Consider the following 26,607-nt stretch of genomic DNA (forward strand, 5'->3'; position numbering starts at 1 on the left):
GCGCACGCCGACCTTGGACATCTTGCGGTAGCGGTCCTCCATCTCGCGCACGGTCCATTTCAGCGCCACCACCGCCTTCTTCGGGTCGGTCACGACGGGCGTCAGAAGATGCGGGATGCCGTCATAGACGGAGAGTTCGAGCATTTTCGGATCGATCATGATCAGCCGGCACTCCTGCGGGGTGAGCCGGTAGAGCAGCGACAGGATCATGGTGTTGATGGCGACCGACTTGCCCGAACCGGTGGTGCCGGCGACCAGCACGTGCGGCATCTTGGCGATGTCGACGATGACGGCCTCGCCATTGATCGTCTTGCCCAGCGCCAGCGCCAGCTTGGCCTTGGTCGTCTCGAAGTCGCGGCTGGCCATGATCTCGCGGAGGTAAACCGTTTCGCGCTTGGCGTTGGGCAATTCGATGCCGATGGCGTTGCGTCCCGGCACCACGGCGACGCGGCAAGCGATCGCGCTCATCGAACGGGCGATGTCGTCGGAAAGGCCGATGACCCGCGACGACTTGATGCCCGGCGCGGGTTCGAGTTCGTAAAGGGTGACGACCGGACCCGGGCGAACGGCAATGATCTCGCCCTTGACGCCGAAATCCTCCAGCACGCCTTCGAGCAGGCGCGCATTCTGTTCCAGCGCGTCCTTGGAAAGACTTGGGTCGCGCGCGACATTCTTCGGTTCGGACAGGAAATGCAGCGACGGCATTTCGAACCTGTCGGAGCCGATCAGCGAGGTTTGCGCCTCGCGTTGGACGCGCGCGCCCGGCACGGGTCTCGCCGCCGGCGCCTCCACCCGGGTGGCGGCATCGGAACGGAACTGCTGGACCTTGGTCTGAGCGCGCCGCTGGGCGACGGGCTCGTCATCGAAATCCATATCCACGTCGTCGCGGCCGAAGACATCGTCGTCGTCCGGGTCGACGGAGACGCTGCGGTCGTTGACCATGGCGGCGAAGAATTCCGGTTCGACACGGGCGCGGCCGTCATGGCTCATGCGCTGCTCGGCGAACTCGGCCGACTCGACGCGTTCGGCGGCGCGGCGCCAGGCGCTGGCGCGCGGCTCCATCTCCGGTTCGAACTCGTCGTGCTCCTGCCTGCGGCGCACCGCGCGACGATGCATCCACGCGCGGAATGAAAGCCACCAATGGGTGATGGCGCCCAGCGCCAGTATGCCCTCGTCGCCCTCGTCCTCGTCATTGTCGAACAGAAGCTCGTCCTCGCGCGGATCCGCGGCGGCCGGTTCTTCCATCACGGCGAAGCCGTTCTTGCGCCCGAGCAGCGCGGCGCCATAGGCGAACAGCCAGAGCGCGGGCGCAGCCAGCACTATGGCGAGCACGCTGGCCACCAGCCCGCTCGGATAGCCGCCGATGAGGACACCGGGGATCTTGAGCACCATGTCGCCGAAGACGCCGCCGAGGCCGGTGGGCAGCGGCCAGGTCTTGGGCGGAACGATGCAGCCGGCGATGGCGGCGGCCAGCAGCGCGAAACCGAACCAGAACAGCCCGCGCCTGGGCAGCCGGTCGACACCGCGCGCCGAAAACAGGAGGTATCCCCAGATCACCGCCGGAACCAGCGCGGCGACCGCGGCAAGGCCGAAGAACTGCATGGCGAGGTCCGAGAACACCGCGCCGGCATAGCCCATGGCGTTGGTGACGGTGTTGGCGGTGGCGTGCGAGAAGCTGGGATCGGCGACGTTCCAGGTCGCGAGGCTGGCGACGGCGAAGGCCGTGAACGCGAACAGGCCAGTGCCGATCAGCCGGCCGACCTGGCGCCGCGCGAATGCCTGGATGCCGTGCCCCGTATCGGTCAGCGCGAGCGGTGCTGAAGCCCCTGAACGCATGCTCTTCCTCGTCAGTGATTGCCTGGCAGGAGCGCATGACGCACTCCGGCAGATTCGGATGCCAGACTAGGCGTGGGAAGGTTAAGGGCGCATTAACTATAAGAGCGGGGGCGACCGCCCTTTTTGGCACCGACATCTACCAGTGGCCGGACCAATGAAAAATGGCGGGCGCCCTTGCCCGCCATCCATTCGTTGGGTCGGGCAGCGTGCTACTTGCTGCCGCCGAGCATTTTCACATTGGCGCAGAACTCGGCGTGCGGCTTGCTCATCGCCGCGTCCTGGCATTCCTTCCTCATGGCGTCCTGCTTCTCCTTCGGCATGGCCATGAAAGCTGCCTTGAATTCCTCCATCGGCTTCATGGTTTTCATGCTGGAATCGGTGAAGAACGGCGCCATGTTGTCCGGCTCGTCCAGCGCGCCGGCAAATGCAAAGCCGCTGACCATGGAAAGTGCGAGTGCCCCGAGGCAGACATTCTTGAGGTTCATGAGAAAAATTCCTTCCCTGTTTCAAAAACAAGAGCGTCAAAACGACGATCGCCTCCTGAGTTCGGCGACAGAGCGGTCGATGTTTCCTCGAAAAGCTTCTTCACGCGAACGTGATTGCGCGGACTCGGACGAAGCGAGAACGAATTTGCAAAAAAAGAGGCCCGGAGCGATCCGGGCCTCAAGGCGTGAACTCCTTGCGGGAGCGTCACGACGGGATGCTTTCAAAGCAATTCCAGAAAAAAGGGATTCGCGGTCCCTCCGGAACTGCGCGGCAAACATGGGGCCGGCGGGAGGAGGGTTCCGCCGGCCCCGTTGGCAAGGATGCCTTACGGCACCACTTCGCCATGCTGAGAGATGTCGAGGCCTTCGACCTCTTCCTGGGTCGTCGGACGCAGGCCGACCAGCGCCTTGACGACGTAGAGNGCGCCGACCACGCCGCCGACGCCATGCACGCCGAAGGCATCGAGCGAGTCGTCATAGCCGAACATGTGCTTCACCTTGACCGCCGAGAGGTAGCAGACGACGCCAGCGACGATGCCGACGATGAAGGCGCCGGTCGGGTTGACGAAACCGGAAGCCGGTGTCACCGCGACGAGGCCTGCGACGGCGCCCGAGATGATGCCGAGCACGGAAGGCTTCTTGGCGATGATCCATTCGGCGAACATCCAGGCCAGTGCCGCGGCGGCGGTGGCAACCTGGGTGTTGAGCATGGCGGCACCGGCAAGGCCGTCGGCCGCCAGTTCCGAACCGGCGTTGAAGCCGAACCAGCCGACCCACAGCAGCGATGCGCCAATGACCGAATAGACAAGGTTATGCGGCGCCATGTTGGTGGTGCCATAGCCTTCGCGCTTGCCGAGAACCAGAGCGCAGACGAGGCCCGCGACACCGGCATTGATGTGGACGACCGTGCCGCCGGCGAAATCGAGCACGCCAGCCGTACCGAGGAAGCCGCCACCCCAGACCCAATGCGCGATCGGCACGTAGACGATCAGCAGCCACAGCGCCATGAAGATCAGCAGTGCCGAGAACTTGAAGCGTTCGGCGAAGGCGCCGGCAATCAGCGCCGGCGTGATGATGGCGAAGGTCATCTGAAACATCGAGAAGACGAATTCAGGGATGTTGGCCACACCCGGCAGCCATAGGCTGGCGGTGGTGATGCCGTGGTGGAAGAATTTCGAGGTGCCGCCGAGATAGGCATTCATGCCGCCGCCGTCGGAAAANCGGCGTGATGATGGCGAAGGTCATCTGAAACATCGAGAAGACGAATTCAGGGATGTTGGCCACACCCGGCAGCCACAGGCTGGCGGTGGTGATGCCGTGGTGGAAGAATTTCGAGGTGCCGCCGAGATAGGCATTCATGCCGCCGCCGTCGGAAAAGGCCAGCGAATAGCCGAACATGAACCATAGCACCGTCACCAGGCAGGTGATGGCGAAGCTCTGCATGACGGTGGCGAGCACGTTCTTCTTGCGCACCATGCCGCCGTAGAACAGCGCTAGGCCCGGGATGGTCATCATCAGCACCAGCGCCGTGGAGGTCAGCATCCAGGCGGTGTTGCCGGTATCGAGAACCGGGGTGGGCGCGGCAGCAGGTGCCGCTGCAGCGGCAGCGGGTGCGGCTTCCTGCGCGAAGGCGGCGACGCTGCCCAGCGCTGCGAGAGCGAGCGTGCCCAGAAGGGCCGCCCGTCCCGTCGTCTTCAAGGTGGAAGGAATATTCATTGAACTCTCCATTGGAATACGTGTTCGCCGCTCAGAGCGCGTCGCTGTCTGTTTCGCCGGTGCGAATGCGCACCGCCTGGTCGATGCCGAAAACGAAGATCTTGCCGTCGCCGATCTGGCCGGTCTTGGCAGCGGCTGTGATCGCTTCGACGGCCTTGTCGACCATGTCGGCCGCGACCGCGACTTCGATCTTGATCTTCGGCAGGAAGCTGACCGCGTATTCCGCCCCCCGATAGATTTCCGTATGCCCCTTCTGACGCCCGTAGCCTTTGACTTCGGTGACGGTCAGGCCCTGGATGCCGACGGCGGTAAGCGCTTCGCGTACCTCGTCCAGCTTGAACGGCTTGATGATTGCCATCACGATTTTCATAAGGTTCACCCTTTGCTGTTGCGGTGCCCCGCGTTTGCACGACTTCACCGATCCCAAAGAGCCGGAGAGTGCCCCCAAGGATTCAAGCTCCGTGCCAAGTGCCGAAGCAGGGTGTTAAGCTGTTGTAAACAAAAGGAATGGAGCGACAGTCATTAATAGCTGTGTGCGTATACGGCGCGCCACGTGCTCAAAATTTAAGCAATTTTGCGAAATTGCCTAATTTGCCGGCTTTGAGCATGATCAGGAAAATGGAATCGGCTTTCGCAAAGAATCTTGCTCAAAGAAAACAACGAATGCTCAACGCTTGAGCCGGATCAACCCTTCCTGTGCCATCGAGGCGATCAGCGTGCCATCGCGGGCATAGAGCGTGCCGCGGCTGAAACCGCGCGATCCCGAGCTCGACGGACTGTCCTGCGCATAAAGAAGCCAGCCGTCGAGCGAATGCGGCCGATGGAACCACATCGAATGGTCGAGGCTGGCTGCCTGGATGTCGGGATCGAACAGACCGCGCCCATGGGCGAAGGTCGAGGTGTCGAGCAGCGTCATGTCGGAGAGGTAGGCGAGCAGCACCGACTGCAGCGCGCGGTCGTCGGGAACCGGCCCGGCAAGTCGGATCCAAACATTCTGCCGGGGCGGCAGTTTGTCGCGGCTTTCATAGTGCTGGAGGTTGACTGGCCGCAGTTCCAGCGGTCGCTCGCGCGCCCAGAAACGGCGAACCGCCTCCGGCACCCGGTCGGCCGTTTCGAGCAGTTGGCGCTGCGTCTTCAGCCCTTCCGGCGGCGGCACGTCGTCAGGTAGCGCGAACTGGTGCTCGAGCCCCTTCTCGTCGACCTGGAACGAAGCTTCCAGCGAAAAGATCGCCTGTCCGTGCTGGATTGCCAGCACCCTCCGCGTGGTGAAGGAACCGCCGTCGCGGATGCGATCGACCTCGTAGATGATCGGCACCTTGATGTCGCCGGGGCGCATGAAATAGCCATGCAGCGAATGCACGAAACGGTCCGGCTCCACCGTTCGCTGCGCCGCCACCAGCGCCTGCGCGATGGTCTGGCCGCCGAACACGCGCTGCCACTCCACCTGGGGGCTGCGACCACGATACAGATTGTGTTCCAGCCTCTCGAGGTCGAGAATGCGCAGAAGCTCGTCGATCGCCGCCGTCATGTTTTGTGACCTCGCCGCAAAATTGATATGGCGGTTTCCGACAGGAAGAACGAGTCGTCAAGGGCGCAAGCAAGGGCGCAGGCCCGTCGGCACGCAAGGAGCCAAGACAATGGAACGCAAGGCGGACGCCAAGNTCTCGAGGTCGAGAATGCGCAGAAGCTCGTCGATCGCCGCCGTCATGTTTTGTGACCTCGCCGCAAAATTGCTATGGCGGTTTCCGACAGGAAGAACGAGCCGTCAAGGCCGCAAGCAAGGGCGCAGGCCCGTCGGCACGCAAGGAGCCAAGACAATGGAACGCAAGGCGGACGCCAAGGCCAGATCCGGGCTCGATGTCCTCGTCGCCGGTGCCGGATATGTCGGCCTAGCCGCCGCGGTCTCGCTGAAACAGGCCCGCCCGGGCCTCGCCGTGGCGCTGGTCGACGCGGCGCCCGCCGGTTCCTGGGAAAGGGATGGCCGCGCTTCCGCCATCGCCGCGGCGGCGTGCCGCATGCTCGACCAGCTCGGTATCTGGGCCGAGATCGCGCCGAAGGCGCAGGCGATCACCGAGATGATCATCACCGATTCACGCAGCGCCGATCCGGTGCGCCCGGTCTTCCTGACCTTCGGCGGCGAGGTGGCGCCGGGTGAGCCCTTCGCGCATATGGTCGCCAACAGGGCGTTGAACGGCGCCTTGCGGGCCAAAGCCGAAAAGCTCGGCATCGACATCATCGAAGGCGTGGCGGTGCAAGGTTTTGAGACCGATGGGGCCGGCATGTCGGTGCATCTGGCCGACGGCGCCACGTTGGAGACGCGGTTGCTCGTTGCCGCCGATGGCGTCAATTCCAAACTGCGCGACATGGCCGGCATCAAGACGGTCAAGTGGGAATATGGTCAGTCCGGCATCGTCTGCACCGTGGCACATGAACGCCCGCATAACGGCCGCGCCGAAGAGCATTTTCTGCCCGCCGGCCCGTTCGCCACGCTGCCCCTGACACCCGGCGAGGACGGCACCAACCGCTCGTCGATCGTCTGGGTCGAACGGGCGGAAGATGCGAAAACGCTCGTCGAAGGCGACGATCTCGTCTTCGAACACGAACTTGAACAGCGTTTTGGGCTGAAGCTTGGAGAGATCCGCGTCGCCGACAAGCCGCGCGCCTGGCCGCTGGGTCTCACCATCGCGCGCGCCTTCGTGGCACCGCGCATAGCGCTTGCCGGCGATGCCGCTCACGGCATCCATCCGATCGCCGGCCAGGGCCTCAATCTCGGCTTCAAGGATGTGGCCGCTCTTGCCGAGGTGATCGTCGAGGCCGACCGGCTAGGTCAGGACATCGGCGCGCTCGACGTGCTGGAACGCTACCAGCAATGGCGGCGTTTCGACACCGTGCAGATGGGCATCACGACCGATGTGCTGAACCGGCTGTTTTCCAACGACATCACCCCGCTGCGCACCGTCCGCGACATCGGTCTCGGTCTCGTCGAGCGTATGCCACGGCTGAAGGAGTTCTTCATCCGCCAGGCATCGGGACTGTCGTCCGGCACGCCGAGGTTGCTAAAGGGCGAGGCGATCTGATCGTCTCGCTGACTTAACGTCGCGGGCTGTGGCCTGCGCCGCGTCGCTCCGCTCCTTGCTCCGCCATGGGATGACTATGCCGCGGGAGTTTCGCGCCAATCGCCGAGGCGATCTCAGTTCACTTCAAAACCAAGCTTCTGGCGCAGTCGCAGCATGCGCTGGTCGGGTATCTTAAGGCTCTGCTCTCCGCCCTGAGCCACCCGGTTCAGCATTTGCAGCAGATCGTCCCGTTCGTTCGGGTCGAGGCGTTCGCGCAGGAAGGGCGCCAGCTTGTCGATGACGATGGTCGTGTCGTCTATCTGCGACGCGGCCCACTTGGCGTAGACGACCGCCTCGTCGGTCTTCTTCGGCCCGGCCGCGATCTGCGAAATCACCTCGCGAATGACGGCCTCGCGCCGCGGCAGAACAGGACCATCTTCCGAAACGATCGCGGTGATCAGCGTCGCGGCCGCCACGACCGGATCATCGATCGCCGTCAGCGGCGAGAGTGCGGCCTGCTTGCGCAGCTTCTTGCGCCTGATGTTGCCTTGAACGCGCCCGACGACTTCGGCGACCTCCCGCGCGGCGTCGTTCATAGCCTTCATCCGGTACCACCACAATGCCGCCGCTCCGAGCACGCCAAGGGCAGCAATCAGGAAAGGCATGTCCAAATCCCCTAAAGTCTTGGGGCGACGATAGGAGAACTCGTGGCTTGCTTCAACACGCAAGAAATTGAGTCCCGGCAAGACGAGACGTTCGCTCAACAGAACGCACTGGTTTCCAAGTGAGCGCATGACAGGGAATTATGACCCCGGCACGTTGTAGATCGCGCGCACCTCGATCGTGCCGATTTCGGCCAGGGGAATCTCACTGGCGATGTCCAGCGCCTCGTCGAAATCCTGCGCTTCGATCATGACGAAACCGAGCAACTGCTCCTTCGTTTCTGCGAACGGCCCGTCGGTGACCAGCTGCTTGCCCTTGCGCCGCCGTACGGTCTTCGACGTCTTCACCGATTGCAGTGCCTGCGCGATGATCAGCTTGCCTTGTTGATCCAATGACCTGTCAAAGGCCAGCGAGTCGGCATCGAGCTTGGCGGCACCCTCGGCGGTCAGCGCATGCAGGTCTTTTTCCTCACCATAGACCAGGCAGACATATTTCATCTCGAGCTTCCTTCTTGTGACAAACCATAGGCTGCGGCGACAACCATGTCAGCCTTGCCCGCGACCGTTGCCGCATGGTCGAGAAGGCATGCCGCGACCGTGATGATGGCAAGGGCCGCCAGCAGCCTGCCGAGGCCGGACGCCGGCGGGTCCAGCCAGAAGTCCTCCTGTCGCTCAGGCCCGCGGCCTGGCCTCTTCCACAGCGCGAAAAACAGATTGTCCATGTGAACCTCCATCCGGCCACAAATCCCGTGGCCGCCCGCAGGACGAGCGGCCCGGATGGAAGCCGACATTTTTGCATGGGTATTTTTTCGGCGGAAAAGGCCGTCATCGTGCCGTGGTCCAAACAGCGCAGTGGTCTTCGCCCACGTCCGCGCTATAGTTGGCCGGACGCTGGCTCACCCAGGACAAGTTCACGACAACCCAGGAGGACTTCATGGACCGCACCGCAAACGCCGTCTGGAAAGGCAATTTGAAAGAGGGCAAGGGCACGCTCGACACGCAGAGCGGAACCCTGAAGGGTACGCCCTATTCGTTCAAGGCGCGCTTCGAGGACGAAAGCGGCAAATCCGGCACCAATCCGGAAGAACTGATCGCGGCCGCCCATGCCGGCTGCTACGCCATGCAGCTCTCGCATTTCCTCGCCGAAAACGGCACGCCGGCGCAAGAACTCGACGCCAAGGCCGTGGTGACGCTGGTTCCCGGCACCGGCATCACCGGCAGCGCCATCACCCTGGTCGGCAAGGTGCCCGGCATCGATGCGGCGAAGTTCAAGGAACTGGCCGAGAAGGCCAAGGCCGAATGCCCGGTCTCTCAAGCGCTCGGCGCGATCAAGGTTTCGCTCGACGCCAGGCTTGGCTGAAGGGTTTGGCCTGAAGTGACAAACGCCGGCTCCGGGGCCGGCGTTTCTGCATCGGAGATTGGCGGAAGCGGTTGCAGCATCCAATCTGGCCCATCGTGAGGGAGATGCCCGGCAGGACAGAGGGGGCCGTCCCGTCGACGTCTCGGATTGGCGGCCTCAACCGCCCAGCGCGTCAAGCCGGGCGCGAAGGGCCGCGACTTCCTGCTCCAGCGCCTCCAACCTCGCTTCCAGATTGGAGGCCGGCGCGGCCGGCGCACTGCGCTGAGCCGAGAGGACGGCAACATCCACCGGACCGCCGAGGAGATGCACGTAGCGGTCCTCGCGTTGGCCCGGCCCGCGCGGGATTTCCTGGACCAATGGCGGCCGGCGGCCGATCAGCATGTCGAGTTCGCCGCGCAGGTCTTCGATCGATGAAAACCGCGCCATGCGCTCAGCGCGCGCCAGGAGCTCATGTGCCGTCTGAGGTCCGCGCAGCAAGAGCAGACCGAGCAACGCGGTCTGCGGCGTGGTCAGCGAGAAACGCTGCGCCATCTGATGCTCGTAGCGCTCCACGCGCGAACCGAACATCTGCCGTACAAGTCCCTTCTGCTCAAGCAGTTTCAGCGCCCTATGCACCTCCGTCTGTTCCAGCGCCATGACCGGCTCACGCGCCGTCTTCTGGTTGGCGGCGGCAAGTGCGGCGTTGAGCGTCAGCGGATAGACGTCCGGCGTCAGCTCTTTCTTCTCGATCAGGCAGCCGAGCACGCGGGCTTCGGCAGGAGAGAGGATGGGAAGGTCTTCGCTCATGAGATTGGCTATGCTTTCGAGTTTGGCGGGACAGCGTCCTCCGTGCTGCCGGACTAAACCCTTCTCTCCACCATCATCTTCTTGATCTCGGCGATCGCCTTCGCGGGATTGAGCCCCTTCGGGCAGGTCTGCGCGCAGTTCATGATGGTGTGGCAGCGATAGAGCCGGAACGGGTCTTCGAGATTGTCGAGCCGTTCCCCCTTGGCCTCGTCGCGGCTGTCAATCAGCCAGCGATAGGCCTGCAGCAGCGTCGCCGGGCCGAGATAGCGGTCGCCGTTCCACCAGTAACTCGGGCACGAGGTCGAGCAGCAGGCGCACAATATACACTCGTAGAGCCCGTCGAGCTTTTCTCGGTCCTCGTGGCTCTGCAACCATTCCTTGGCCGGCGTTGGCGACACCGTCTTCAGCCATGGCTCGATGGAGGCGTGCTGGGCGTAGAAATTGGTAAGATCGGGCACCAGGTCCTTGATCACGGGCATATGCGGCAGCGGGTAGATCTTGACCGCGCCCGATATGTCGTCGCAGCCCTTGGTGCAGGCGAGCGTGTTCGAACCGTCGATGTTCATGGCGCAGGAACCGCAAATGCCTTCGCGGCAGGAGCGGCGCAAGGTCAGCGTCGGGTCGATCTTGTTTTTGATCCACAGCAGCGCGTCGAGCACCATCGGCCCGCAATCGTCCATGTCGACGAAATAGGTGTCCATGCGCGGGTTCTCGTCGTCGTCCGGCGACCAGCGATAGATGCGGTATTCTCTGAGATTGGTGGCGCCCTCCGGCTTCGGCCAGGTCTTGCCCTGCTGGACCTTCGAGTTCTTTGGGAGTGTGAGTTCGACCATTACCTCAGGTCCTTTCGGATGACGAGCTTCAGCCCGGACCAGATTTCGTTCACGGCGGCGACCTTGACGTCGACAAGATCGAGCTTGAGCGCTTCAGCGCGGACAACGCCCTCGGTGACGTCGGTGGCCACTTTCGAGGCCTTCTTTGGCCAGGAAACCCAGACCATGCCGTCGCGCTTGATCGCCGTCTCGAGTGCGCCGAGGCGCTCCTCGATCTCGGCGCGCTGTCTCGTGAAGGCGTGGACGGCGTCGTATTTCAGCACAGCGCCCGAAATGTCGGACCAATCGGCCAGCCGGTCGACGTAGGCAAAATCGACAGCCTCGGCGAGGTCCGCGAGTTCGGGCGGCAGTGCGATGAAGGCGGCAATCATCCCATCCTTCAGGCCGAGCTTGGCCGCAAGGGGCGTACCGGAATATCCCGCCGCCGTCGCCATCCTCAGTACACCCTGGCCTTCGGCGCAATCTTGGCCAGACTGATGCCGCCGTCCTTTTCGGCCAGCAGCGGTTCGGTATGCACCGGCCGATAGGTCAGCGTCACCGTGCCGTCCTCGCTGAGATGGGCGAGCGTATGCTTGCGCCAGTTGGCGTCGTCGCGTGCGGAAAAATCTTCCCGAGCATGCGCGCCACGGCTCTCCTTGCGCGCCTCGGCGCCATAGACGGTGGTGATGGCGTTGGCCATCAGGTTTTCCAGTTCCAGAGTCTCGACCAGGTCCGAGTTCCAGATCATCGAGCGGTCGAAGACTTTGACATCCTTGAGCTCGGTCCAGATTTCCGAAATACGCTTGCAGCCGCTTTCGAGAGATTCCTGCGTGCGGAACACCGCGGCATCTTCCTGCATCGCCTTTTGCATCTTTTCACGAAGGACAGCCGTCGGCGTCGAGCCGTTGGCGTGGCGGAGCCGGTCGAAGCGATCCATGATCTTGTCGACCGAAGCCTGGTTGGGCGACGGGATCGCCGCCTTGCGGTCAATGGCCTGGCCGGCGCGGATCGCCGCGGCGCGGCCGAACACCACGAGGTCGATCAGCGAGTTCGAGCCAAGCCGGTTGGCGCCGTGCACGGAAGCGCAACCGGCCTCGCCGACCGCCATCAGGCCGGGCGAGACCCGGTCGGGGTTGTCCGCGGTTGGATTGAGCACCTCGCCCCAATAATTGGTCGGCACGCCGCCCATATTGTAGTGCACCGTCGGCAGCACCGGGATCGGCTCCTTAGTCAGGTCGACGCCGGCGAAGATTTTCGCCGACTCCGAAATGCCTGGAAGCCTTTCGTGCAAGACCGCCGGATCGAGATGATCGAGGTGCAGGAAGATGTGGTCCTTGGCCTTGCCGACGCCGCGGCCCTCGCGAATTTCCAGCGTCATGCAGCGCGAGACGACATCACGCGAGGCGAGGTCCTTGGCCGACGGTGCGTAGCGCTCCATGAAGCGTTCGCCCTCGGAGTTGACGAGATAGCCGCCCTCGCCGCGCGCGCCCTCGGTAATCAGGCAGCCGGCGCCATAGATTCCGGTCGGGTGAAACTGCACGAACTCCATGTCCTGCAACGGGAACCCCGCCCGCGCCGCCATGCCGCCACCGTCGCCGGTGCAGGTGTGCGCCGAGGTCGCCGAAAAATAGGCGCGCCCATAGCCGCCGGTCGCCAGCACCACCATCTTGGCCGAGAAGCGGTGGATGGTGCCGTCGTCCAGATTCCACGCTACGACGCCTGTGCAGGTGCCGTCCGGTTCCATGATCAGATCGAGCGCGAAATACTCGATGAAGAACTGCGCGTTGTTCTTCAGCGACTGGCCGTAGAGCGTGTGCAGGATGGCATGGCCGGTGCGGTCGGCGGCCGCACAAGTGCGCTGCACCGGCGGCCCGTCGCCATAGTTCATCATGTGGCCGCCGAACGGCCGCTGGTAGATCTTGCCCTCTTCGGTGCGCGAGAACGGAACGCCGTAATGTTCGAGTTCGTAAACGGCGGCCGGGGCTTCACGCACCAGATATTCCATTGCATCGACATCGCCCAGCCAGTCCGAGCCCTTGACGGTGTCGTACATGTGCCACTGCCAGGAATCCGGGCCCATGTTGGACAGCGACGCGGCGATGCCGCCTTGCGCGGCAACCGTGTGCGAGCGGGTCGGGAACACCTTGGTGATGCAGGCGGTGCGCAAGCCCTGTTCGGCCATGCCAAGCGTGGCGCGAAGCCCGGCGCCGCCGGCGCCGACGACGACCACGTCGAACTTGTGATCGACAAAGGTATAGCCTGATGTGTTGGCTGATTTCGTGTCCTGGGCCAAGACTTCAGCCTCCGAATGCCAGTTTCAGCAGGGCGAAGAGCGAAGCGACGCCGACTGCTATGGTGAAGAATGTGTTGAGGGCGATCAGCGCCAGCTTCATGCCTTCGCCATGCACATAGTCCTCGATGATCACCTGCATGCCGATACGCATATGATAGAGCGGCGAGATGAGCACCAGGGCCATCACCAGCGCCACGAACGGGTTGGCGAGCGCTGCCCGCACCTGTGCATAGCCGGCGCCGTTGAGCGCGATCAGGAACCCGGTGAAAAACAGGATCAGCGGGATGTTGGCGATCGCCGTCAATCGCTGGCGCCAGAAATGCCCGGTGCCTTCGCGGGCAGAGCCCAGGCCGCGCACCCTGGCCAGCGGGGTGCGCATGTCGGTGTTCTTCGCACTCATCACAAGGCTCCCCGCGCCATGGTGCCGGCGACCCAGATCAGCAGCGTGAGCAGAATCGAGCCGGCAAGCGTCGCCCAGGCGATCCTCGAGGCGGCGTGCTTTTCAAGCCCGGCGCCGGTGTCCCAGATCAGATGGCGGACACCGCCGAGCATGTGATGCATCAGCGCCCAGCTATAGCCGAACAGGATCAGCCGCCCGAGCCATGTGCCGAAGGCCCAGTTCACCCAATCGAAAGCCGGCTGCGAGGATGCCGCCGCCATCAGCCAGACGGCAACCAGCAGCGTGCCGAAGTAAAGCGCGCCCCCGGTGATGCGGTGGATGATCGACATCGTCATGGTGATCGGCGGCCGGTACACGCTCAGGTGCGGCGACAGCGGCCTTTCGCGTCTGGCTTGGGTGGCTGGTGATTTGCTCATGGCTGCCCCAGTTCGGCGTCTGCCGCTCAGGTGGAAATGCGGCATTGCCGCTTCCGGTTGCGACTTCGGACAGCCGGTTTCTAATGCTCTTTTTGCACCGCGTCAAAGCCAGAAAACCGTTTCGAAAACGTAATTTAGTCTGACTAAAAGGTCGGATACGGCTTCAATCGATTAGCGGGTGGAGCGGCCGAAGCCGGCTCGATATCGCTGCAGTGCAGCATGTCTGGATAGGGGCGCGGCCGTGTCGAGATTTGTGTCTCACCGGGTGCAGGTCCGCGGTGTGGACCCCCTCTTCATCACCAGCGCCTCGCGTCCGTCGATCACGATTGCGTCATGCGTGACCGCTTGGTACCGGCTGCTCTGGTTTGCCGGTGACGCCGCGAACTCCTCGGTGACGCCCTCCTGGCCGACCACGCGCAGCGACGTGCCGAGGTTTTGAATGGTGATCATGCCGCCATTGCCGCATCTGTAGGTGGCAGTGCCCGTGGTGAAGCGCGGGGCGGTGAGATCGGTGGTGATCTTGGTCGCCGGTCGCGCGGACTGTTGCTGGACGGGAGCGGCAGGCGCCACCAGGGGTGTCGCTGTGTTGGCGGCCTTGGGCGCGCCGTCCTCCGGCACACAGGCTCCAGCCGCGAGAAGCAGCGGAATAGCGAACGACACCCGAAGCGTTCGGTCAAACATCATGTGCTGCCCCCTCATGGCCGGGCACGCTAGCCACGCGGCGCGCCAAGATCAAGTTTACCCCGGATTAGACCGGCCATGTCGACCCATTGGGGACATCGGCGGCGCCCGCGAAATTAACCATGTTCATTAAGAAACGGTCGTCGGGCCGCTCCTCCCCTTAACAAAGGTTAAGAAAAGGTTAATTTCCGATTCGGATCAGATCGGGGCGCGATCTCTCTCGCGCCGACACAGGGAGAGCGACATGCGGTCGAAATCAGAGCGGGCCAAATCAGTGCGGACCAAATCAGTGCGGACAAGCCTCGCGGCCCTCACGCTGGCAGCGCTTGCCGTCACGGTGGCCGCGCCGGCCGAGGCCGGCTTGCGCCATCATGACCGCGTCTACGCCGATTCCTTCGGCAATCTCGTCATCGACAGCGCAGCCGGCTACAAGCGCATCATCGTCGGCGAAGGCAAGCTGGCCAGGCAATTGTCCGACTACACCAGCGCCGGCCAGCCCAAGGTGATCTACCAAGACGAATCCGACGACATATCGGGCGAAGGGGACTGCTATCGCCCACCAGTGTTCGTCAAGGGCCGCTCCTATATGTACGGCCTGTCCGACGGCGAAATGCCGGAGCTCAGCCCCTGCCGTTGATGCGGGCTTGGCCGATTTTGACCACCGCCAGCCCATCGGCTGGCCCGGTGGAGACACGTACGCAGTCGCGCCCGGCGTTCTTTGCCAGGTAGAGCGCTTCATCCGCGCGCCGCATCAGGTCGGAAAAGCCTTCGCTCACGTGGAGCTCGGCAATGCCGAAGCTCGACGTGCAGCGGTTGTCGGCCGGCAACCCGCTGATAGGCAATGCGCCGAAGGCGTGGCGGGTGCCTTCCGCGAACAGCCGGGCGGCTGCAAGGTTGGCGCCTGTCAGGACAACGGCGAACTCCTCGCCACCGATGCGGCCAAGCACGTGATGGCCCTCGGCCGCTTCTCGCAGCAGGCCGGCAAAGGCCTCGATCACCCGGTCGCCGGACGCATGGCCGAAGCTGTCGTTGACGGACTTGAAATGATCGAGATCGGCGATGACCATCGCCACCGGCACGCCCAGGCGCCTGGCGTCGTGTACGGCCAGTTCCGCATGACGCGTGAAGCCGCCACGGTTGAGCAGGCCCGACAGCGTGTCCACCTCCGACTTCGACGTCACTTCGGCAAGCACATCGCGAACGAGAATGCCCAGCGTCAGCAGCGCCAGCGCCAAGGCAAAGACAGTGCCCAGCGACTGCGACACCAGCGCATAGCTGCTTTGCAGATAGGCCTGCGGATTGGCGCCCCAGCCGCCGAGCGCATGCGCGATGAACGGCTTTGAGGCAAACTGCAGGCCGCTGGCCGCCAGCACCGCCATCAAGATCAGATCGAGCCGACCGCGGCTTTGCCTGGACGTCCAGACGATGCCAAGGCCAACGAACTGCATGGCGGCGTAGGGCAGCTGGTAGGCCATGATGCGGGTGAGCGACTGGCGCGGCAGATCCTGCACGAAATAGACCGCGATGGTGGTTGCGGCCAGGAAGAACAGCATCGGCGTCCATGGCGGCGCCACGCCATATTTGCGGGCAAGTCCGCCGTTGAAGGCTATGGTGGCGCCGAGGAAGACGGCAAAGGCCGTAACCACGGGAAGCCGCGCATCGTTGAAGGCCGGAATGCTGAATTCGATCGCTGAATAGACCACGCCGAGGACATAGGCTGACGCCAGCCAGCGCGCCGGCGCGCGGCCGGCATCGTGGAACGAGACAGCCATGAAGGATGCCGCCAGCAGGCCGGCAATCGCCAGATTGATCAACAGGATGAAGTTGGCGCCGCTCATCTATCCTCAGACCCCCGCCGACAGCTAAACATCGACGGGCGAAAAAGACGTTAACGCGAAGCGCGGACGCGGCGGTCAGCTGGCCCTGAGCGGCTCCGGCACGAACACCGTCTCCGGTCGCTCATAGGAGAGGCGCACGCTGTCGCGACCGTTTTTCTTGGCCTTGTAAAGCGCCTCGTCGGCCCGTCTCATCAACGGTTCCAGCGTCTCCTCGCCGCTGCGGGCCGCCACGCCGAAGCTGGCGGTGACCTTGGTGCCGGCGGGAAGCCCGTCGACGCCGCCAGCCGAATAGAGTGTGCGCACCGCCTCGGCGAACAGCCGCGCCGCGGCGAGATCGGTCAGCGGCAAAAGCACGGCGAATTCCTCGCCGCCGATGCGCCCCGCGGCACCTCGTGCTCCCGTGGCCGAGCGCAGCTTCCCGGCAAAATCCGCGATCACGCGGTCGCCGGCGGCATGCCCGTGCATATCGTTGAGCGCCTTGAAATGGTCGAGGTCGGCCAGCACCAGCGCCACCGGGAATTTGGCCGCGGCGCAACGCTGCAGCAGCATGGCGGCGCGCTCCTCGAAACCCCGGCGGTTGAGCAGCCCCGAAAGCGGATCGGTATGGGTCTCGGTCTTCAGCGCCTTCATCACGTCGAGCGCGGCGGCGGTGAAGAGGCAAAGCGCGATCAGCAGCGACAGCAGCGCGTGCGACAGCAGCGCCGTCGTCCAGTAGGACGAGCCGTAGAAACCGTCATAGCTGGCGAAGGGCCCGTGCGCGATGACGACCGCCAGGGTGCGCACGAAGAAATTGACGCTGGACAGCAGCGACAGCACAAACAGGATCTTTTCTGTCGGACCATTGTTGCGCACCGGACGCAGTTCGGCGGCGACGAGCAGGCTGACGCCGCCGAAACCGAAATTCATCGCCAGGATCCGCCAGGTGAGATCCGGGGTGACGAACAGGAACCACGCGAATGCCGCAAGGCCGCCGCCCGCCAGCACGGCGATCCCCGCGCCGGGCACCTTCCTGCCGTAGCGGGCGATGATGGCGCCGGACAGGCAACAGGCGGCGATGGTGAAGCAGAGGTTCGAGACCAGCTTGGTCAGCGTCACACCGATGGGCAAGGTGAAATATTGGAACAGGAAGCCGGGCGCCGAGACGCAGTAACTGAGCGCCAGCACGGCCAGATAGGGGCGATGACGCTGGTGGAACCACAGCATGAGGAAGGCCGCGCCGAGCGCCAGCGCGATCGTCGGATTGAGCAACGCTATGAACAGGCCGGTGTCCAAAGGACCGTGACTTCCCCTCTGCTGACGTCGCGGAAGACCTTATCGGGCAAGCCCAAACAAGCCGTTAAGCCTGGGCTGTCGGCGCCGTATGTTTGCGGGAACCCGGTGCTGTCGGAAGCGTTCCTGAATCCACAATCCAGGAGCAGGCCATGGCCGACACGATCACATTGACCGACCACGATGCAATCCGTTCATGGGCTGCCGGGCGTGCCGGCTTTCCCGCAATCGTCGACATATCGCCAGAGGCTGGGACGCAGCCCATGCTTAGGCTGGTCTTCGGCCAGCACGCCTATCAGGACCAGGACCAGCCGGAACGGCCCGTCAACGCCGGCGGCTATGAGCTTGTCGAATGGGACGAGTGGTTCAAGCTCTTCGACGAAGAGCAGTTGGCGCTCGTGGTCGCGGCGGACGAACCTGGTCGCCGCGAGGAATTCCACGAACTCATCCGGCGCGACAGGAAGACTTGACCCGAGCCGCAAGGTTCGGGTCAAGTCCAGCCTGGCTTATTTCCAGTCGCGAATGTCGACGAAGTGGCCGGCAATCGCCGCCGCCGCCGCCATGGCCGGCGACACCAGGTGGGTGCGGCCCTTGAAGCCCTGGCGGCCCTCGAAATTGCGGTTCGAGGTCGAGGCGCAGCGCTCATGCGGCTTCAGCCGGTCGTCGTTCATGGCCAGGCACATCGAACAGCCCGGCTCGCGCCAGTCGAACCCGGCGGCGCGGAAGATCTTGTCCAGCCCCTCGGCTTCGGCCTGCTCCTTGACCAGGCCGGAGCCCGGCACGATCATGGCATCGACATGCGGGCTGACCGTCTTGCCCTCGACCACCTTGGCGACGGCGCGCAGATCCTCGATACGACCGTTGGTGCAGGAGCCGATGAAGACGCGGTCGAGCGTGATGTCGGTGATCTTCGTCCCCGGCGTCAGGCCCATATAGTCGAGCGCTCGCAGCTTGGAGGTGCGCTTGTTCTCGTCGGTGATGTCTTCCGGGTTCGGCACGATGCCCTGCACGGAGACGACATCCTCGGGCGAGGAGCCCCAGGAGACGATCGGCGGCAGCTTGGCCGCGTCGAGCACGATCACCTTGTCGAAATGCGCGCCTTCGTCGGTCTGCAGCGTCTTCCAGTATTCGAGCGCCGCGTCCCAGGCAGCGCCCTTCGGCGCGCGCGGCTTGTCCTTGACATAGGCGAAGGTGGTCTCGTCGGCCGCGATCAGGCCGGCGCGCGCGCCGCCCTCGATCGACATGTTGCAGATCGTCATGCGGCCTTCCATCGACAGCGCACGGATCGCCTCGCCGGCATATTCGATGACATAGCCGGTGCCGCCGGCGGTGCCGATCTCGCCGATGATGGCAAGGATGATGTCCTTGGCGGTGACGCCTTCCGGCAGCACGCCATCGACGCGCACCAGCATGTTCTTGGCCTTGCGCTGGATCAGCGTTTGCGTTGCCAGTACATGCTCGACTTCCGACGTGCCTATACCATGCGCCAGCGCGCCGAAAGCGCCATGCGTGGAGGTGTGGCTGTCGCCACAGACGATGGTCATGCCGGGCAAGGTAAAGCCCTGCTCGGGGCCGATGATGTGGACGATGCCCTGGCGGATATCGTTCTCCGAATAATATTCGACGCCGAAATCCCTGGCGTTCTTGGCCAGCGCTTCGACCTGGATGCGGCTTTCCTCGTTCTTGATGCCGAACTTGCGCTCGGGCGAGGTCGAGACGTTGTGGTCGACGACAGCCAGCGTCTTTTCCGGGTGACGGACTTTCCGGCCGCTCATGCGCAGGCCTTCGAAGGCCTGCGGGCTGGTCACCTCATGGACGAGGTGGCGGTCGATGTAGAGCAGGCAGGTGCCGTCGTCCTGGCGGTCGACGACATGGTCGTCGAAAATCTTGTCGTAGAGGGTGCGCGGTGCGCTCATGTGCGTAAATCCGTCGATATGAGAATGGGAAAGAGCTGATGCCGCAAGCCCGCGGCCGGCCGTCAGGGATCAGCGAAGTCGGCTGGTCAGGGCGCCGGACACGCGCGCGGAAAAGCGCGACGGCAGGCGTTTTCTGTCCTGCAGCACGAAACCCTTGTAGGCCGGATCGCTGAAAAGCTTTTCCATGGCGGGCTAGATAGCAATGTTTTGGCTTTTCGGCAATTGCGACGTGTCGCCAGCACTTCTTCCCTCGGCTTACATCACCTCGAACACAAAAGTCTTCACCAGCGCATCCGGCTCGGCGATCGCATAGCAGCGGAACCACGGACTTTGCTCGACCGGCCGCCATTTTCTCGCCTGCTCCAATTCGTCGGACACGGCCTGGAATCCGCCGCTCTCAAACACCTGGTCGCGCACGGTGAAGATGGCGTGGCCGCCCTTTCGAGTGATGCGGACAAGCTCGCGCAGGCCGGTGGCCGGCGCATGGCTGATGGTGAACACACCGGTGGAGAAGAAGGCGCGAAAGTGCCCGTCCGGCCAGGGCAGCGGACCGCCGAGCATCGCCTTTTTCAAATCCCTGTAGGCATTGCGGCTGCCGGCGATCTTGAGCATGTCGTCGGAGAGGTCGAGCCCGGCGATCTCGCCGTAGCCCAGCGCCTTCAGCGACGGCGCCGACAGGCCGGTGCCGCAGCCGGCATCGAGCAGCGGGCCTTCGCCCGCCGGCACATGTCGCGCCACCCAGGCGGTGATCAGGAACGGCAGCAGATACCCGAGCGAAGCGGTCTCGCTGTCATAGGTCGCTGCCCAGTCGGCATAAGCCTTGGCCAGCCCTTCCGGTGTGTCGGCCGAATAGACCGAATCCAGTGCCGCGTTGGCCTTGTCGACATTCATCGCCTGCATCCTCCCGAGCGTCTCATGGCGATCGTAGCCCGGCCCGCGCCGGACTTCTATCGCTCGTGCTGGCGGCGCAAACGCCGCTCCAGCGCCCTGAGCGCCAGCGACAGGCCAACGGTGAGGATGAGATAGATGTAGGCTGTTATCGAATAGGTCTCGAAGAAGCGGAACGAGCCGGCGGCGTAGATTTTGCCCATCTGCGTGATGTCGGCGACGCCGAGCACCGAGACCAGCGAGGAATCCTTGACCATGGCGACGAAGTCGTTGCCGAGCGGCGGCAAAATGGTGCGGATGGCCTGCGGAAACACGATCAGTCGGAAACGCTGCGTGCGCGAAAGCCCGAGTGCCTTGGCCGCCTCGATCTGACCTTTCTCGACCGACTGGATGCCGGCGCGAAAAACCTCGGAGATGAAAGCGGAATAGCCGATGGTCAGCGCCATGATGGCGCGCCACAGCAACGACACGTCACGCACCAGCAATTCGCCGAGGACGCCGGCATTCTGCAATGGCGCGGTCAGCCCGTTCCAGGCCGCGACGAAGGCCGGCGCGCCGGCAAAGGCTATCCAGAACAGCAGCACCAGGATCGGCACGCCCCGAATGATCTCGACATAGAAGCGCGCGATCTGCCGCAGCCAGGCCGAACCCGACAGTCCCATCAAAGCGATGCCGAGGCCGATCACCGACGCCAGGACGAAGGCGATCACGGTCACGAAGACGGTGATGCCGATGCCCTTGGCGACAGTGGCGAAGACCTGCGCATAGAGATCGCTGGCGGCGATGGCGAGGGCAGCGGCCAGCGCAAGGATACCGGCAACAGCGAGCCACCAGGGGAAGTCGGGTTTGGAGATGGTGGGGGCTGCCATTAGGCGGCGTAAAGAGTATCGAAGGATGGCGCCCAGGCGTCCCCCAGACGCAAACTCAGCGCGAGTTCCCTCACGCGCTCCGCCCGCGTCAAGACGGCTCACTGCCCCATCTTGTAATCAAGGAACCACTTCTTGTTCAGCGCATCCAGCGTGCCATCCGCCTTCAGCGCCGCGATCGCCGCGTTGACCGGCTTCACGAGGTCGGATCCCTTGGGAAAGATGAAGCCGAAATCCTCGGTGCCGAGCGGGCCGCCGATCAGCTTCAGCTTACCCTCCGAAGCATCGACATAACCCTTGCCGGCGGTGCCGTCTGTCAGCACGACATCGACGTCGCCGGATTTCAGTGCCTGCACGGTGGCGCCAAACGTCTCGAACAGTTTGATGCGCGGGTTCTGCTCATTGCCGTCGAGCACACTGTAGACGGCGGTGTAGAACGGCGTGGTGCCGGCCTGCGCGCCAATCAGCCCGTCCTTGAAGGCGCCGAAGGTCTTGGCGTCGGTGAAACGGCTTTCATCGCCGCGCACCAGCATGAATTGTTCCGAGCGCATATAGGGATCGGAGAAGTCGACCTTCTGCTTGCGGTCGTCCTTGATCGTGATGCCGGTCATGCCGATGTTGTACTGGTTGTCGGAGACCGCCTGGATCATCGCATCCCAGGAGGTGTTCTGGTACTCGACCTTGAAATTGAGCCGCTTGGCGATCTCGTTCATAGCGTCATATTCCCAGCCGATCTGTTTTCCCGTCTTGGCATCGATGAACTGCAGCGGCGGATAGGCGTTTTCGGTCACCACCACCACCTTCTTGCCGCCGAGATCGGGCAGCGCTTGCGCGAAGGCGGCAACGGGCGCCAGGACCAGAGCCAACAGGCCGGCCAGCAGCATTTTCGATTTGGTCATGACACACTCCCCGAAATGATTGGCCGCGCGATGCTTGCGCGGCAGAGAAATCGGCGCCGACTTTAGCTTTCCGCAAGCGCCTTGCAAGACGGGTCCACTGCGACCTTGCGCGTTGACGTGGATTCCAGTGCTTCCGGGGGCGGTTTTTGAGGACAGTCCTTGCCGCGATCAATCTTGCTCGGTCGCGGCTTCGCGCAATCCCGCGACAAGGCGGGTGAGCGTGCCGTGAAGGGTTTTGAGCTCAGCCCGCTCCAGCGGCATGCCGCAATCGAGCGCCGCCTGCACATCCTTCATGGTCGCGCGCAGCGCCTGGCCCTTGGCCGTCGGCTCGACCAGCACCCGGCGCTCGTCGTCGGCATCGCGCCGGCGGGTGACGAGGCCGCCCGCTTCCATTCGCTTGAGCAGCGGCGTCAGCGTCGCTGAATCCAGGCCGAGCGCTTCGCCAAGGTCGCCCACGGTGCTCGGCGCGCGTTCCCACAGCGCCAGCATCACCAGATATTGCGGATAGGTCAGGCCGAGCGGATCGAGCAACGGCCGGTAGAGCTTGGTCATTAGTCCGCTCGCCGAATAGAGCGCGAAACAGAGCTGTTGATCGAGCCGTGGCACTGGGTGCGCCCCGGCGGCCTCCGCCGGGGCTTCTCTGGCTTTCGTTTCGACCTTTGTCGTCATGTCGCCTTTACCGAAAGCGCCACCTCGATATTGCCCCTGATGGCATTCGAATAGGGGCAAACCTGATGCGCTGCCGATACAAGCGCTTCCGCCGTCGCCTGATCAAGCCCTTTCGTCTCCGCTGCCAACGCGACGCGGAGCTTGAAGCCCTCGCCATTGGGAAGCAGGCTGACGGTGGCCGCTACCGCGGCATCTTCGAGCGGCAGCTTCTGCTTGCGCGCGACAAAGCGGATCGCGCTTTCAAAGCAGGCGGCATAGCCGATAGCGAAGAGCTGTTCGGGATTGGTCGCGCCACCCGGTCCGCCGAGTTCCTTGGGCATCGCCAGATCGACCTTGAGCAGGCCGTCGCTGGTTTCGCCATGGCCGGCGCGACCGCCCGTCACCTGGGCCTGCGTGGTGTAGAGTGCCATCTTCCATACTCCAATTAAATTGTGTACAATTATTTAGTACACAATATGATTCGGCGTCAATTGCCGCCGCCATCTCCGATGGATGAACCCGTTCACAATTCGGTGAAACGAAAAAAGGCGGCCGAAGCCGCCTTTTTCAAATTCTTCGTCGAACCCTTATTCGGCCGGGGTCGCTTCGGCGGCAGCCTTGGCGGCTGCTTCAGCCTCGGCGGCCGCCTTCTTCTCGGCGGCTTCCTTGGCTGCCGTCTCGGCGGCCAGTGCCTGGGCGGCTGCGACCTTCTCGGCCTCGATGCGCGCCTTCTCGGCGTTCAGCGCGTCGCGCTCCTCATCATTCAGCTTGCGGGCGCGCACGCCGGTGTTTTCCGAGATACGGGCCGACTTGCCGCGACGATCGCGCAGGTAATAGAGCTTGGCGCGACGCACCTTGCCGCGGCGCACGATCTCGACGCCTTCGACCATCGGCGAGTAGACGGGGAACACGCGCTCGACGCCTTCGCCGTAGGAGATCTTGCGGACGGTGAAATTTTCCTGGAAGCCAGAACCGGCGCGGGCGATGACGACGCCCTCATAAGCCTGGACGCGGGTGCGGGTGCCTTCGGTCACGCGGACCTGGACGCGCACGGTGTCGCCGGGCTGGAATTCGGGAAGCTTGCGCTTGGCTTCGATCTTGGCGGCCTGTTCGGCCTCGAGCTGACGGATGAGATCCATCTAAAAATCCACTTCTTGTTCTTCCGACAGTCAGAGCGCCCTACGCTCGCCTTGCAGTTCCATTGACCGCTCGGCTATGTCCTTTGTCTCCAAGACATTTGTCTCCCAGACATCGGACAGGGGCGACTACACCGTCATTGTTGACGGGTCCGGCAGATTTGTTCTTGCCGGTACGGGCGGGCACATACAGCTATTTCGGCGCTTTGTCACGCCTTGCCCGTGCATTTTTTGCCGGCATGGCTCCCAGCATGGCACCATCTTAATCCTGCCGTGCGGGGTTGCGTCTGTCCACCAAGCTTCCTAAGCCAGAATAGCACACTTCTTCACGGCGGCCATCCATGTCTGTCTTCGACGCCATCCTGCTCTTCCTGGCGGGCTTTCTGTCAGGCGCCGCCAATGCGGTCGCCGGCGGCGGCACCTTCATCACCTTCGGCGCCATGACACTGGTCGGCGTCCCCCCGATCGTGGCCAACGCCACCTCCTCGGTGACCCAGTTCCCCGGCTATATCACCTCGACCCTCGCCTACTGGGCCGACATCAGGCACTTCTGGCGTGGCGCGCTGCTGCTCTGCCTGATCTCGGCCGTCGGCGCGCTAGCCGGCGCCCTGATCCTGCTGGCGCTCGACAATCCGTCCTTTCGCGTCTTGGTGCCGTGGCTGCTTTTGGGCGCGACGGCACTGTTTGCCGCCGGGCCTTGGCTGAAGCCGGCGCCGAAACCCGGACACGAAGCGGCTGTCTGCTCGCTCGCCGGCTCGCTGGCGCAATTCGTCACCGCCATCTATGGCGGCTTCTTCGGCGCCGGCATGGGCGTGATGATGCTGGCCACCCTCGGCCTGACCCAGGCCGGCGACTACCATCGGCTGAACGCGCTGAAGAACATGCTGGCCGTGGTCATCGCGGCGGTCGCCATCATCGTCTTCGTCTCCGGCGGCGTCGTCGCCTGGCCGGAGGCGATCGTCATGATCCCGGGCGGCGCGCTGGGCGGCTATGCCGGCGTCTGGATCGCCAAGCGCGTACCGCAGAACGTGGTGCGCGGCTTCGTCATCGCCGTCGGCCTGTTCCTGGCTTTTTACTACTTCAGCAAAGGCTGATCGCCGAACAGATCGGGTCGCCGCTCTTTCGTCAGCGTCTCCGACTGCGCTCGGCGCCACGCGGCGATCTTCTTGTGATTGCCGGAGATCAGCACTTCGGGAATCTCCCGGCCCTCGAATTCCTGCGGTCGCGTGTAGTGCGGATGTTCGAGCAGGCCGTTTTCGAAACTCTCTTCGTCCCCGGAGACCGCATTGCCCATCACCCCGGGCAACAGCCGCACCACGGCGTCGAGCAGCACCAGCGCCGCCGGCTCGCCACCGGACAGGATGAAATCGCCGATCGAGACTTCCTCCAGTCCCCGCGCATCGATCACTCGCTGATCGACGCCTTCGAAGCGGCCGCACAGGATGACGGCACCGGGCCCGGCGGCGAGTTCGCGCACGCGAGCCTGCGTCAGTGGTTTGCCGCGAGGGCTCATCAGCAGGCGCGGACGCAAATCGCCCTCCGGCGAGGCATGGTCGATCGCCTTCGCCAGGACATCGGCGCGCATCACCATGCCGGCGCCGCCGCCGGCCGGCGTGTCATCGACGGTGCGGTGCTTGTCGGCGGCGAAGTCGCGGATCTGTATAGCATCCAGCGACCATGTGCCCGCCTCCAGCGCCCGCCCGGCCAGCGACAGGCCAAGCGGGCCCGGAAACATTTCGGGATAGAGCGTCAGCACCGACGCGGCAAAACTCACCGGTTGCCCCCGGCGTCGCGCGGTCCGCGCGGCCGGCCCTTGGGGTCGAAATCCTCCTCGCGCGACGCCTCGCCGTCCTCGTCCTCGACCAGTCCAGCCGCCACCGGGTCGACGCGGACAAAGCCCTCGGCGACCGACACGGCAGGCACGGCGGCTTGCGTGAACGGGATCAGCACACCTTTGCGCCCGGCGAGCGTCACATCGAGAATGTCGCCGCCGCCGAAATTGTGCACCGCGACAACCTTGCCGATGGCGGCGCCGGTATCATCCCGGATCTCCAGCCCGATCAGGTCGGCATGGTAGAATTCGTCCTCCTCGCCATCGTCGGGCAGCATCGAGCGATCAACGAACAGCTCCGTGCCGGCGAGCGCCTCGGCCGCATTGCGGTCGCTGACACCCTTGAACCGCACCACGACAACGGTGTTGGCAGGCCTTATGTCGGTTATCTGAAAGGCTCGTCCATCCCTGGCGTAGAGCGGCCCATAATCCGCCAGCGCCATTGGCTCGCCGGTGAACGTTTTCACCCTGAGTTCGCCCTTGATGCCGTGCGCGGCGCCGATTACGGCCATCTGGACGGGGTTCTGCGGCTTGCTCATGGGCGAAAATCCTTTGTCCTGCTCTAGCGCCGCCTCGCGGTCATTTCAATAACGGGCTCTTCACCGCTTCCTAACCCGGCTGCCGGAAAATGGTGGCGAACCGGAACAGAACCCATGCAGGAATTCCTCATACCGGCAAAAGCCGATCTCCAGGCCGCGCGCGAAAGCTGGCTGAAGATGCTGGCGCGCGAACGCCGGCTCTCGCCGGCAACCGTCGAAGCGTATGAGCGCGATTCACGCCAGTTCCTGCACTTCCTCACCGGCCATATCGGCG

General features: G+C 63.9%; 31 protein-coding genes and 2 pseudogenes. 6 read left to right on the plus strand and 27 right to left on the minus strand.

What is annotated here, in order from left to right; translation table 11 throughout:
- From X742_RS0136710 to tesB, 6 genes and pseudogenes are all read right to left on the minus strand, one after another.
- Positions 1-1,836 (minus strand): annotated as a pseudogene (locus tag X742_RS0136710) (DNA translocase FtsK); the annotation flags it as partial.
- Positions 1,837-2,045: 209 nt separating this feature from the next.
- Positions 2,046-2,321 (minus strand): hypothetical protein, encoded by a 276-nt coding sequence (locus X742_RS157435; protein ID WP_023771878.1) that lies wholly within the window; start codon positions 2,319-2,321, stop codon positions 2,046-2,048.
- A gap of 326 nt (positions 2,322-2,647) precedes the next feature.
- Positions 2,648-3,541, minus strand: a pseudogene (locus X742_RS0136715) (ammonium transporter); the annotation flags it as partial.
- Entirely contained in the window at positions 3,432-4,049 is a 618-nt protein-coding gene (locus X742_RS1000000175645; RefSeq protein ID WP_348524173.1) for a hypothetical protein, read from the minus strand. The pseudogene X742_RS0136715 and the gene X742_RS1000000175645, both read right to left, overlap by 110 nt.
- Positions 4,050-4,068: 19 nt before the next feature.
- Entirely contained in the window at positions 4,069-4,407 is a 339-nt protein-coding gene (locus tag X742_RS157430) for a P-II family nitrogen regulator (protein WP_015315049.1), read from the minus strand.
- Positions 4,408-4,704: 297 nt separating this feature from the next.
- Complete coding sequence (gene tesB / locus X742_RS157425) at positions 4,705-5,565, minus strand: acyl-CoA thioesterase II (RefSeq protein WP_023771879.1); 861 nt, start codon at positions 5,563-5,565, stop codon at positions 4,705-4,707.
- Positions 5,566-5,854: 289 nt separating this feature from the next.
- On the opposite strand from tesB, the gene X742_RS157420 reads away from it, so the two are divergent.
- Positions 5,855-7,114: a ubiquinone biosynthesis hydroxylase gene (locus X742_RS157420; protein WP_023771880.1), complete on the plus strand. Its 1,260-nt coding sequence runs from the start codon at positions 5,855-5,857 to the stop codon at positions 7,112-7,114.
- Between the two features lie 113 nt (positions 7,115-7,227).
- On the opposite strand, the gene X742_RS157415 is transcribed toward X742_RS157420, so the two are convergent.
- The 3 genes from X742_RS157415 to X742_RS157405 all read right to left on the minus strand — a co-directional run bounded on the left by X742_RS157415 (position 7,228) and on the right by X742_RS157405 (position 8,477).
- On the minus strand, positions 7,228-7,758 hold the full coding sequence (locus tag X742_RS157415; RefSeq protein ID WP_023771881.1) for a hypothetical protein: 531 nt from the start codon (positions 7,756-7,758) through the stop codon (positions 7,228-7,230).
- Positions 7,759-7,896: 138 nt separating this feature from the next.
- Positions 7,897-8,253 carry a YciI family protein gene (locus X742_RS157410; RefSeq protein ID WP_023771882.1) on the minus strand — a complete coding sequence of 119 codons (357 nt, stop codon included), beginning with the start codon at positions 8,251-8,253 and terminating at the stop codon, positions 7,897-7,899.
- Positions 8,250-8,477, minus strand: a complete 228-nt coding sequence (locus X742_RS157405; RefSeq protein ID WP_023771883.1) for a hypothetical protein — start codon at positions 8,475-8,477, stop codon at positions 8,250-8,252. Before X742_RS157405 ends, X742_RS157410 begins: the two co-directional genes overlap by 4 nt.
- A 212-nt stretch (positions 8,478-8,689) precedes the next feature.
- Between X742_RS157405 and X742_RS157400 the strand changes: the two genes are divergently transcribed.
- The gene (locus X742_RS157400) at positions 8,690-9,115 is read left to right on the plus strand and encodes an OsmC family protein (protein ID WP_023771884.1); all 426 of its coding nucleotides are present in this window, start codon (positions 8,690-8,692) and stop codon (positions 9,113-9,115) included.
- A 156-nt stretch (positions 9,116-9,271) separates the two neighbouring features.
- Here X742_RS157400 and X742_RS157395 read toward each other — a convergent pair whose 3' ends face one another.
- From X742_RS157395 to X742_RS157365, 7 genes are all read right to left on the minus strand, one after another.
- Positions 9,272-9,901, minus strand: coding sequence for a DUF480 domain-containing protein (locus X742_RS157395; protein WP_023771885.1), 630 nt, complete (start codon positions 9,899-9,901; stop codon positions 9,272-9,274).
- A gap of 53 nt (positions 9,902-9,954) precedes the next feature.
- Positions 9,955-10,734: a succinate dehydrogenase iron-sulfur subunit gene (locus X742_RS157390; RefSeq protein WP_023771886.1), complete on the minus strand. Its 780-nt coding sequence runs from the start codon at positions 10,732-10,734 to the stop codon at positions 9,955-9,957.
- Positions 10,734-11,168 (minus strand): hypothetical protein, encoded by a 435-nt coding sequence (locus tag X742_RS157385; protein ID WP_023771887.1) that lies wholly within the window; start codon positions 11,166-11,168, stop codon positions 10,734-10,736. The genes X742_RS157390 and X742_RS157385 overlap by 1 nt, the downstream gene beginning before the upstream one ends.
- A gap of 2 nt (positions 11,169-11,170) precedes the next feature.
- Positions 11,171-13,006, minus strand: a complete 1,836-nt coding sequence (sdhA, locus tag X742_RS157380) for a succinate dehydrogenase flavoprotein subunit (protein ID WP_023771888.1) — start codon at positions 13,004-13,006, stop codon at positions 11,171-11,173.
- 4 nt (positions 13,007-13,010) lie between these two features.
- The gene (gene sdhD, locus X742_RS157375) at positions 13,011-13,406 is read right to left on the minus strand and encodes a succinate dehydrogenase, hydrophobic membrane anchor protein (RefSeq protein WP_023771889.1); all 396 of its coding nucleotides are present in this window, start codon (positions 13,404-13,406) and stop codon (positions 13,011-13,013) included.
- A complete protein-coding gene (sdhC, locus tag X742_RS157370) occupies positions 13,406-13,822 on the minus strand; it encodes a succinate dehydrogenase, cytochrome b556 subunit (protein ID WP_023771890.1) in 417 nt (138 codons plus the stop codon). Before sdhC ends, sdhD begins: the two co-directional genes overlap by 1 nt.
- Positions 13,823-14,080: 258 nt before the next feature.
- Positions 14,081-14,506: a hypothetical protein gene (locus X742_RS157365; protein ID WP_023771891.1), complete on the minus strand. Its 426-nt coding sequence runs from the start codon at positions 14,504-14,506 to the stop codon at positions 14,081-14,083.
- Between the two features lie 271 nt (positions 14,507-14,777).
- On the opposite strand from X742_RS157365, the gene X742_RS157360 reads away from it, so the two are divergent.
- Complete coding sequence (locus tag X742_RS157360; protein ID WP_023771892.1) at positions 14,778-15,140, plus strand: hypothetical protein; 363 nt, start codon at positions 14,778-14,780, stop codon at positions 15,138-15,140.
- On the opposite strand, the gene X742_RS157355 is transcribed toward X742_RS157360, so the two are convergent.
- Together X742_RS157355 and X742_RS157350 are read right to left on the minus strand one after the other, a co-directional pair.
- Positions 15,124-16,341, minus strand: a complete 1,218-nt coding sequence (locus tag X742_RS157355; RefSeq protein ID WP_023771893.1) for a GGDEF domain-containing protein — start codon at positions 16,339-16,341, stop codon at positions 15,124-15,126. The genes X742_RS157360 and X742_RS157355 overlap by 17 nt on opposite strands.
- Positions 16,342-16,416: 75 nt before the next feature.
- Positions 16,417-17,613 (minus strand): GGDEF domain-containing protein, encoded by a 1,197-nt coding sequence (locus tag X742_RS157350; protein WP_023771894.1) that lies wholly within the window; start codon positions 17,611-17,613, stop codon positions 16,417-16,419.
- Positions 17,614-17,762: 149 nt separating this feature from the next.
- Here X742_RS157350 and X742_RS157345 point away from each other — a divergent pair, with 149 nt between their 5' ends.
- Positions 17,763-18,080, plus strand: coding sequence for a hypothetical protein (locus X742_RS157345; protein WP_023771895.1), 318 nt, complete (start codon positions 17,763-17,765; stop codon positions 18,078-18,080).
- 36 nt (positions 18,081-18,116) lie between these two features.
- Here the strand turns inward: X742_RS157345 and leuC are convergent, their stop codons facing one another.
- The 7 genes from leuC to rplS form a co-directional block, all read right to left on the minus strand.
- Entirely contained in the window at positions 18,117-19,526 is a 1,410-nt protein-coding gene (gene leuC, locus X742_RS157340; protein ID WP_023771896.1) for a 3-isopropylmalate dehydratase large subunit, read from the minus strand.
- Between the two features lie 255 nt (positions 19,527-19,781).
- Positions 19,782-20,417, minus strand: coding sequence for a class I SAM-dependent methyltransferase (locus X742_RS157335; protein ID WP_023771898.1), 636 nt, complete (start codon positions 20,415-20,417; stop codon positions 19,782-19,784).
- A gap of 56 nt (positions 20,418-20,473) precedes the next feature.
- Positions 20,474-21,283, minus strand: a complete 810-nt coding sequence (locus X742_RS157330) for an amino acid ABC transporter permease (protein WP_023771899.1) — start codon at positions 21,281-21,283, stop codon at positions 20,474-20,476.
- A gap of 98 nt (positions 21,284-21,381) precedes the next feature.
- Positions 21,382-22,179, minus strand: coding sequence for a transporter substrate-binding domain-containing protein (locus X742_RS157325; RefSeq protein ID WP_023771900.1), 798 nt, complete (start codon positions 22,177-22,179; stop codon positions 21,382-21,384).
- Positions 22,180-22,347: 168 nt separating this feature from the next.
- A complete protein-coding gene (locus X742_RS157320) occupies positions 22,348-22,848 on the minus strand; it encodes a MarR family winged helix-turn-helix transcriptional regulator (RefSeq protein ID WP_023771901.1) in 501 nt (166 codons plus the stop codon).
- Positions 22,845-23,258 carry an organic hydroperoxide resistance protein gene (locus X742_RS157315; protein WP_023771902.1) on the minus strand — a complete coding sequence of 138 codons (414 nt, stop codon included), beginning with the start codon at positions 23,256-23,258 and terminating at the stop codon, positions 22,845-22,847. The genes X742_RS157320 and X742_RS157315 overlap by 4 nt, the downstream gene beginning before the upstream one ends.
- Before the next feature lie 156 nt (positions 23,259-23,414).
- Positions 23,415-23,966, minus strand: coding sequence for a 50S ribosomal protein L19 (gene rplS / locus X742_RS157310; protein WP_013892267.1), 552 nt, complete (start codon positions 23,964-23,966; stop codon positions 23,415-23,417).
- Between the two features lie 338 nt (positions 23,967-24,304).
- Between rplS and X742_RS157305 the strand changes: the two genes are divergently transcribed.
- Positions 24,305-25,057 carry a sulfite exporter TauE/SafE family protein gene (locus X742_RS157305; protein WP_023771903.1) on the plus strand — a complete coding sequence of 251 codons (753 nt, stop codon included), beginning with the start codon at positions 24,305-24,307 and terminating at the stop codon, positions 25,055-25,057.
- Here the strand turns inward: X742_RS157305 and trmD are convergent.
- On the minus strand, positions 25,039-25,737 hold the full coding sequence (gene trmD / locus X742_RS157300) for a tRNA (guanosine(37)-N1)-methyltransferase TrmD (protein WP_023771904.1): 699 nt from the start codon (positions 25,735-25,737) through the stop codon (positions 25,039-25,041). The genes X742_RS157305 and trmD overlap by 19 nt on opposite strands.
- Positions 25,734-26,333: a ribosome maturation factor RimM gene (gene rimM, locus X742_RS157295; protein ID WP_023771905.1), complete on the minus strand. Its 600-nt coding sequence runs from the start codon at positions 26,331-26,333 to the stop codon at positions 25,734-25,736. The genes trmD and rimM overlap by 4 nt, the downstream gene beginning before the upstream one ends.
- Before the next feature lie 114 nt (positions 26,334-26,447).
- On the opposite strand from rimM, the gene X742_RS1000000172320 reads away from it, so the two are divergent.
- Positions 26,448-26,607 (plus strand): site-specific integrase (locus X742_RS1000000172320; protein WP_198019201.1); only part of this gene is annotated, 160 nt, incomplete at its 3' end.

The organism is Mesorhizobium sp. LNHC229A00, assembly GCF_000502415.1.
Lineage (GTDB): Bacteria > Pseudomonadota > Alphaproteobacteria > Rhizobiales > Rhizobiaceae > Mesorhizobium.

Bases quoted from the DNA above. Each gene is read 5' to 3' on its own strand.
- X742_RS157435 (WP_023771878.1), bottom strand. From the start codon at position 2,321: ATGAACCTCAAGAATGTCTGCCTCGGGGCACTCGCACTTTCCATGGTC.
- X742_RS157430 (WP_015315049.1), bottom strand. From the start codon at position 4,407: ATGAAAATCGTGATGGCAATCATCAAGCCGTTCAAGCTGGACGAGGTA.
- tesB (WP_023771879.1), bottom strand. From the start codon at position 5,565: ATGACGGCGGCGATCGACGAGCTTCTGCGCATTCTCGACCTCGAGAGG.
- X742_RS157420 (WP_023771880.1), top strand. From the start codon at position 5,855: ATGGAACGCAAGGCGGACGCCAAGGCCAGATCCGGGCTCGATGTCCTC.
- X742_RS157415 (WP_023771881.1), bottom strand. From the start codon at position 7,758: ATGCCTTTCCTGATTGCTGCCCTTGGCGTGCTCGGAGCGGCGGCATTG.
- X742_RS157410 (WP_023771882.1), bottom strand. From the start codon at position 8,253: ATGAAATATGTCTGCCTGGTCTATGGTGAGGAAAAAGACCTGCATGCG.
- X742_RS157405 (WP_023771883.1), bottom strand. From the start codon at position 8,477: ATGGACAATCTGTTTTTCGCGCTGTGGAAGAGGCCAGGCCGCGGGCCT.
- X742_RS157400 (WP_023771884.1), top strand. From the start codon at position 8,690: ATGGACCGCACCGCAAACGCCGTCTGGAAAGGCAATTTGAAAGAGGGC.
- X742_RS157395 (WP_023771885.1), bottom strand. From the start codon at position 9,901: ATGAGCGAAGACCTTCCCATCCTCTCTCCTGCCGAAGCCCGCGTGCTC.
- X742_RS157390 (WP_023771886.1), bottom strand. From the start codon at position 10,734: ATGGTCGAACTCACACTCCCAAAGAACTCGAAGGTCCAGCAGGGCAAG.
- X742_RS157385 (WP_023771887.1), bottom strand. From the start codon at position 11,168: ATGGCGACGGCGGCGGGATATTCCGGTACGCCCCTTGCGGCCAAGCTC.
- sdhD (WP_023771889.1), bottom strand. From the start codon at position 13,406: ATGAGTGCGAAGAACACCGACATGCGCACCCCGCTGGCCAGGGTGCGC.
- sdhC (WP_023771890.1), bottom strand. From the start codon at position 13,822: ATGAGCAAATCACCAGCCACCCAAGCCAGACGCGAAAGGCCGCTGTCG.
- X742_RS157365 (WP_023771891.1), bottom strand. From the start codon at position 14,506: ATGATGTTTGACCGAACGCTTCGGGTGTCGTTCGCTATTCCGCTGCTT.
- X742_RS157355 (WP_023771893.1), bottom strand. From the start codon at position 16,341: ATGAGCGGCGCCAACTTCATCCTGTTGATCAATCTGGCGATTGCCGGC.
- X742_RS157345 (WP_023771895.1), top strand. From the start codon at position 17,763: ATGGCCGACACGATCACATTGACCGACCACGATGCAATCCGTTCATGG.
- leuC (WP_023771896.1), bottom strand. From the start codon at position 19,526: ATGAGCGCACCGCGCACCCTCTACGACAAGATTTTCGACGACCATGTC.
- X742_RS157335 (WP_023771898.1), bottom strand. From the start codon at position 20,417: ATGAATGTCGACAAGGCCAACGCGGCACTGGATTCGGTCTATTCGGCC.
- X742_RS157330 (WP_023771899.1), bottom strand. From the start codon at position 21,283: ATGGCAGCCCCCACCATCTCCAAACCCGACTTCCCCTGGTGGCTCGCT.
- X742_RS157325 (WP_023771900.1), bottom strand. From the start codon at position 22,179: ATGACCAAATCGAAAATGCTGCTGGCCGGCCTGTTGGCTCTGGTCCTG.
- X742_RS157320 (WP_023771901.1), bottom strand. From the start codon at position 22,848: ATGACGACAAAGGTCGAAACGAAAGCCAGAGAAGCCCCGGCGGAGGCC.
- X742_RS157315 (WP_023771902.1), bottom strand. From the start codon at position 23,258: ATGGCACTCTACACCACGCAGGCCCAGGTGACGGGCGGTCGCGCCGGC.
- rplS (WP_013892267.1), bottom strand. From the start codon at position 23,966: ATGGATCTCATCCGTCAGCTCGAGGCCGAACAGGCCGCCAAGATCGAA.
- X742_RS157305 (WP_023771903.1), top strand. From the start codon at position 24,305: ATGTCTGTCTTCGACGCCATCCTGCTCTTCCTGGCGGGCTTTCTGTCA.
- rimM (WP_023771905.1), bottom strand. From the start codon at position 26,333: ATGAGCAAGCCGCAGAACCCCGTCCAGATGGCCGTAATCGGCGCCGCG.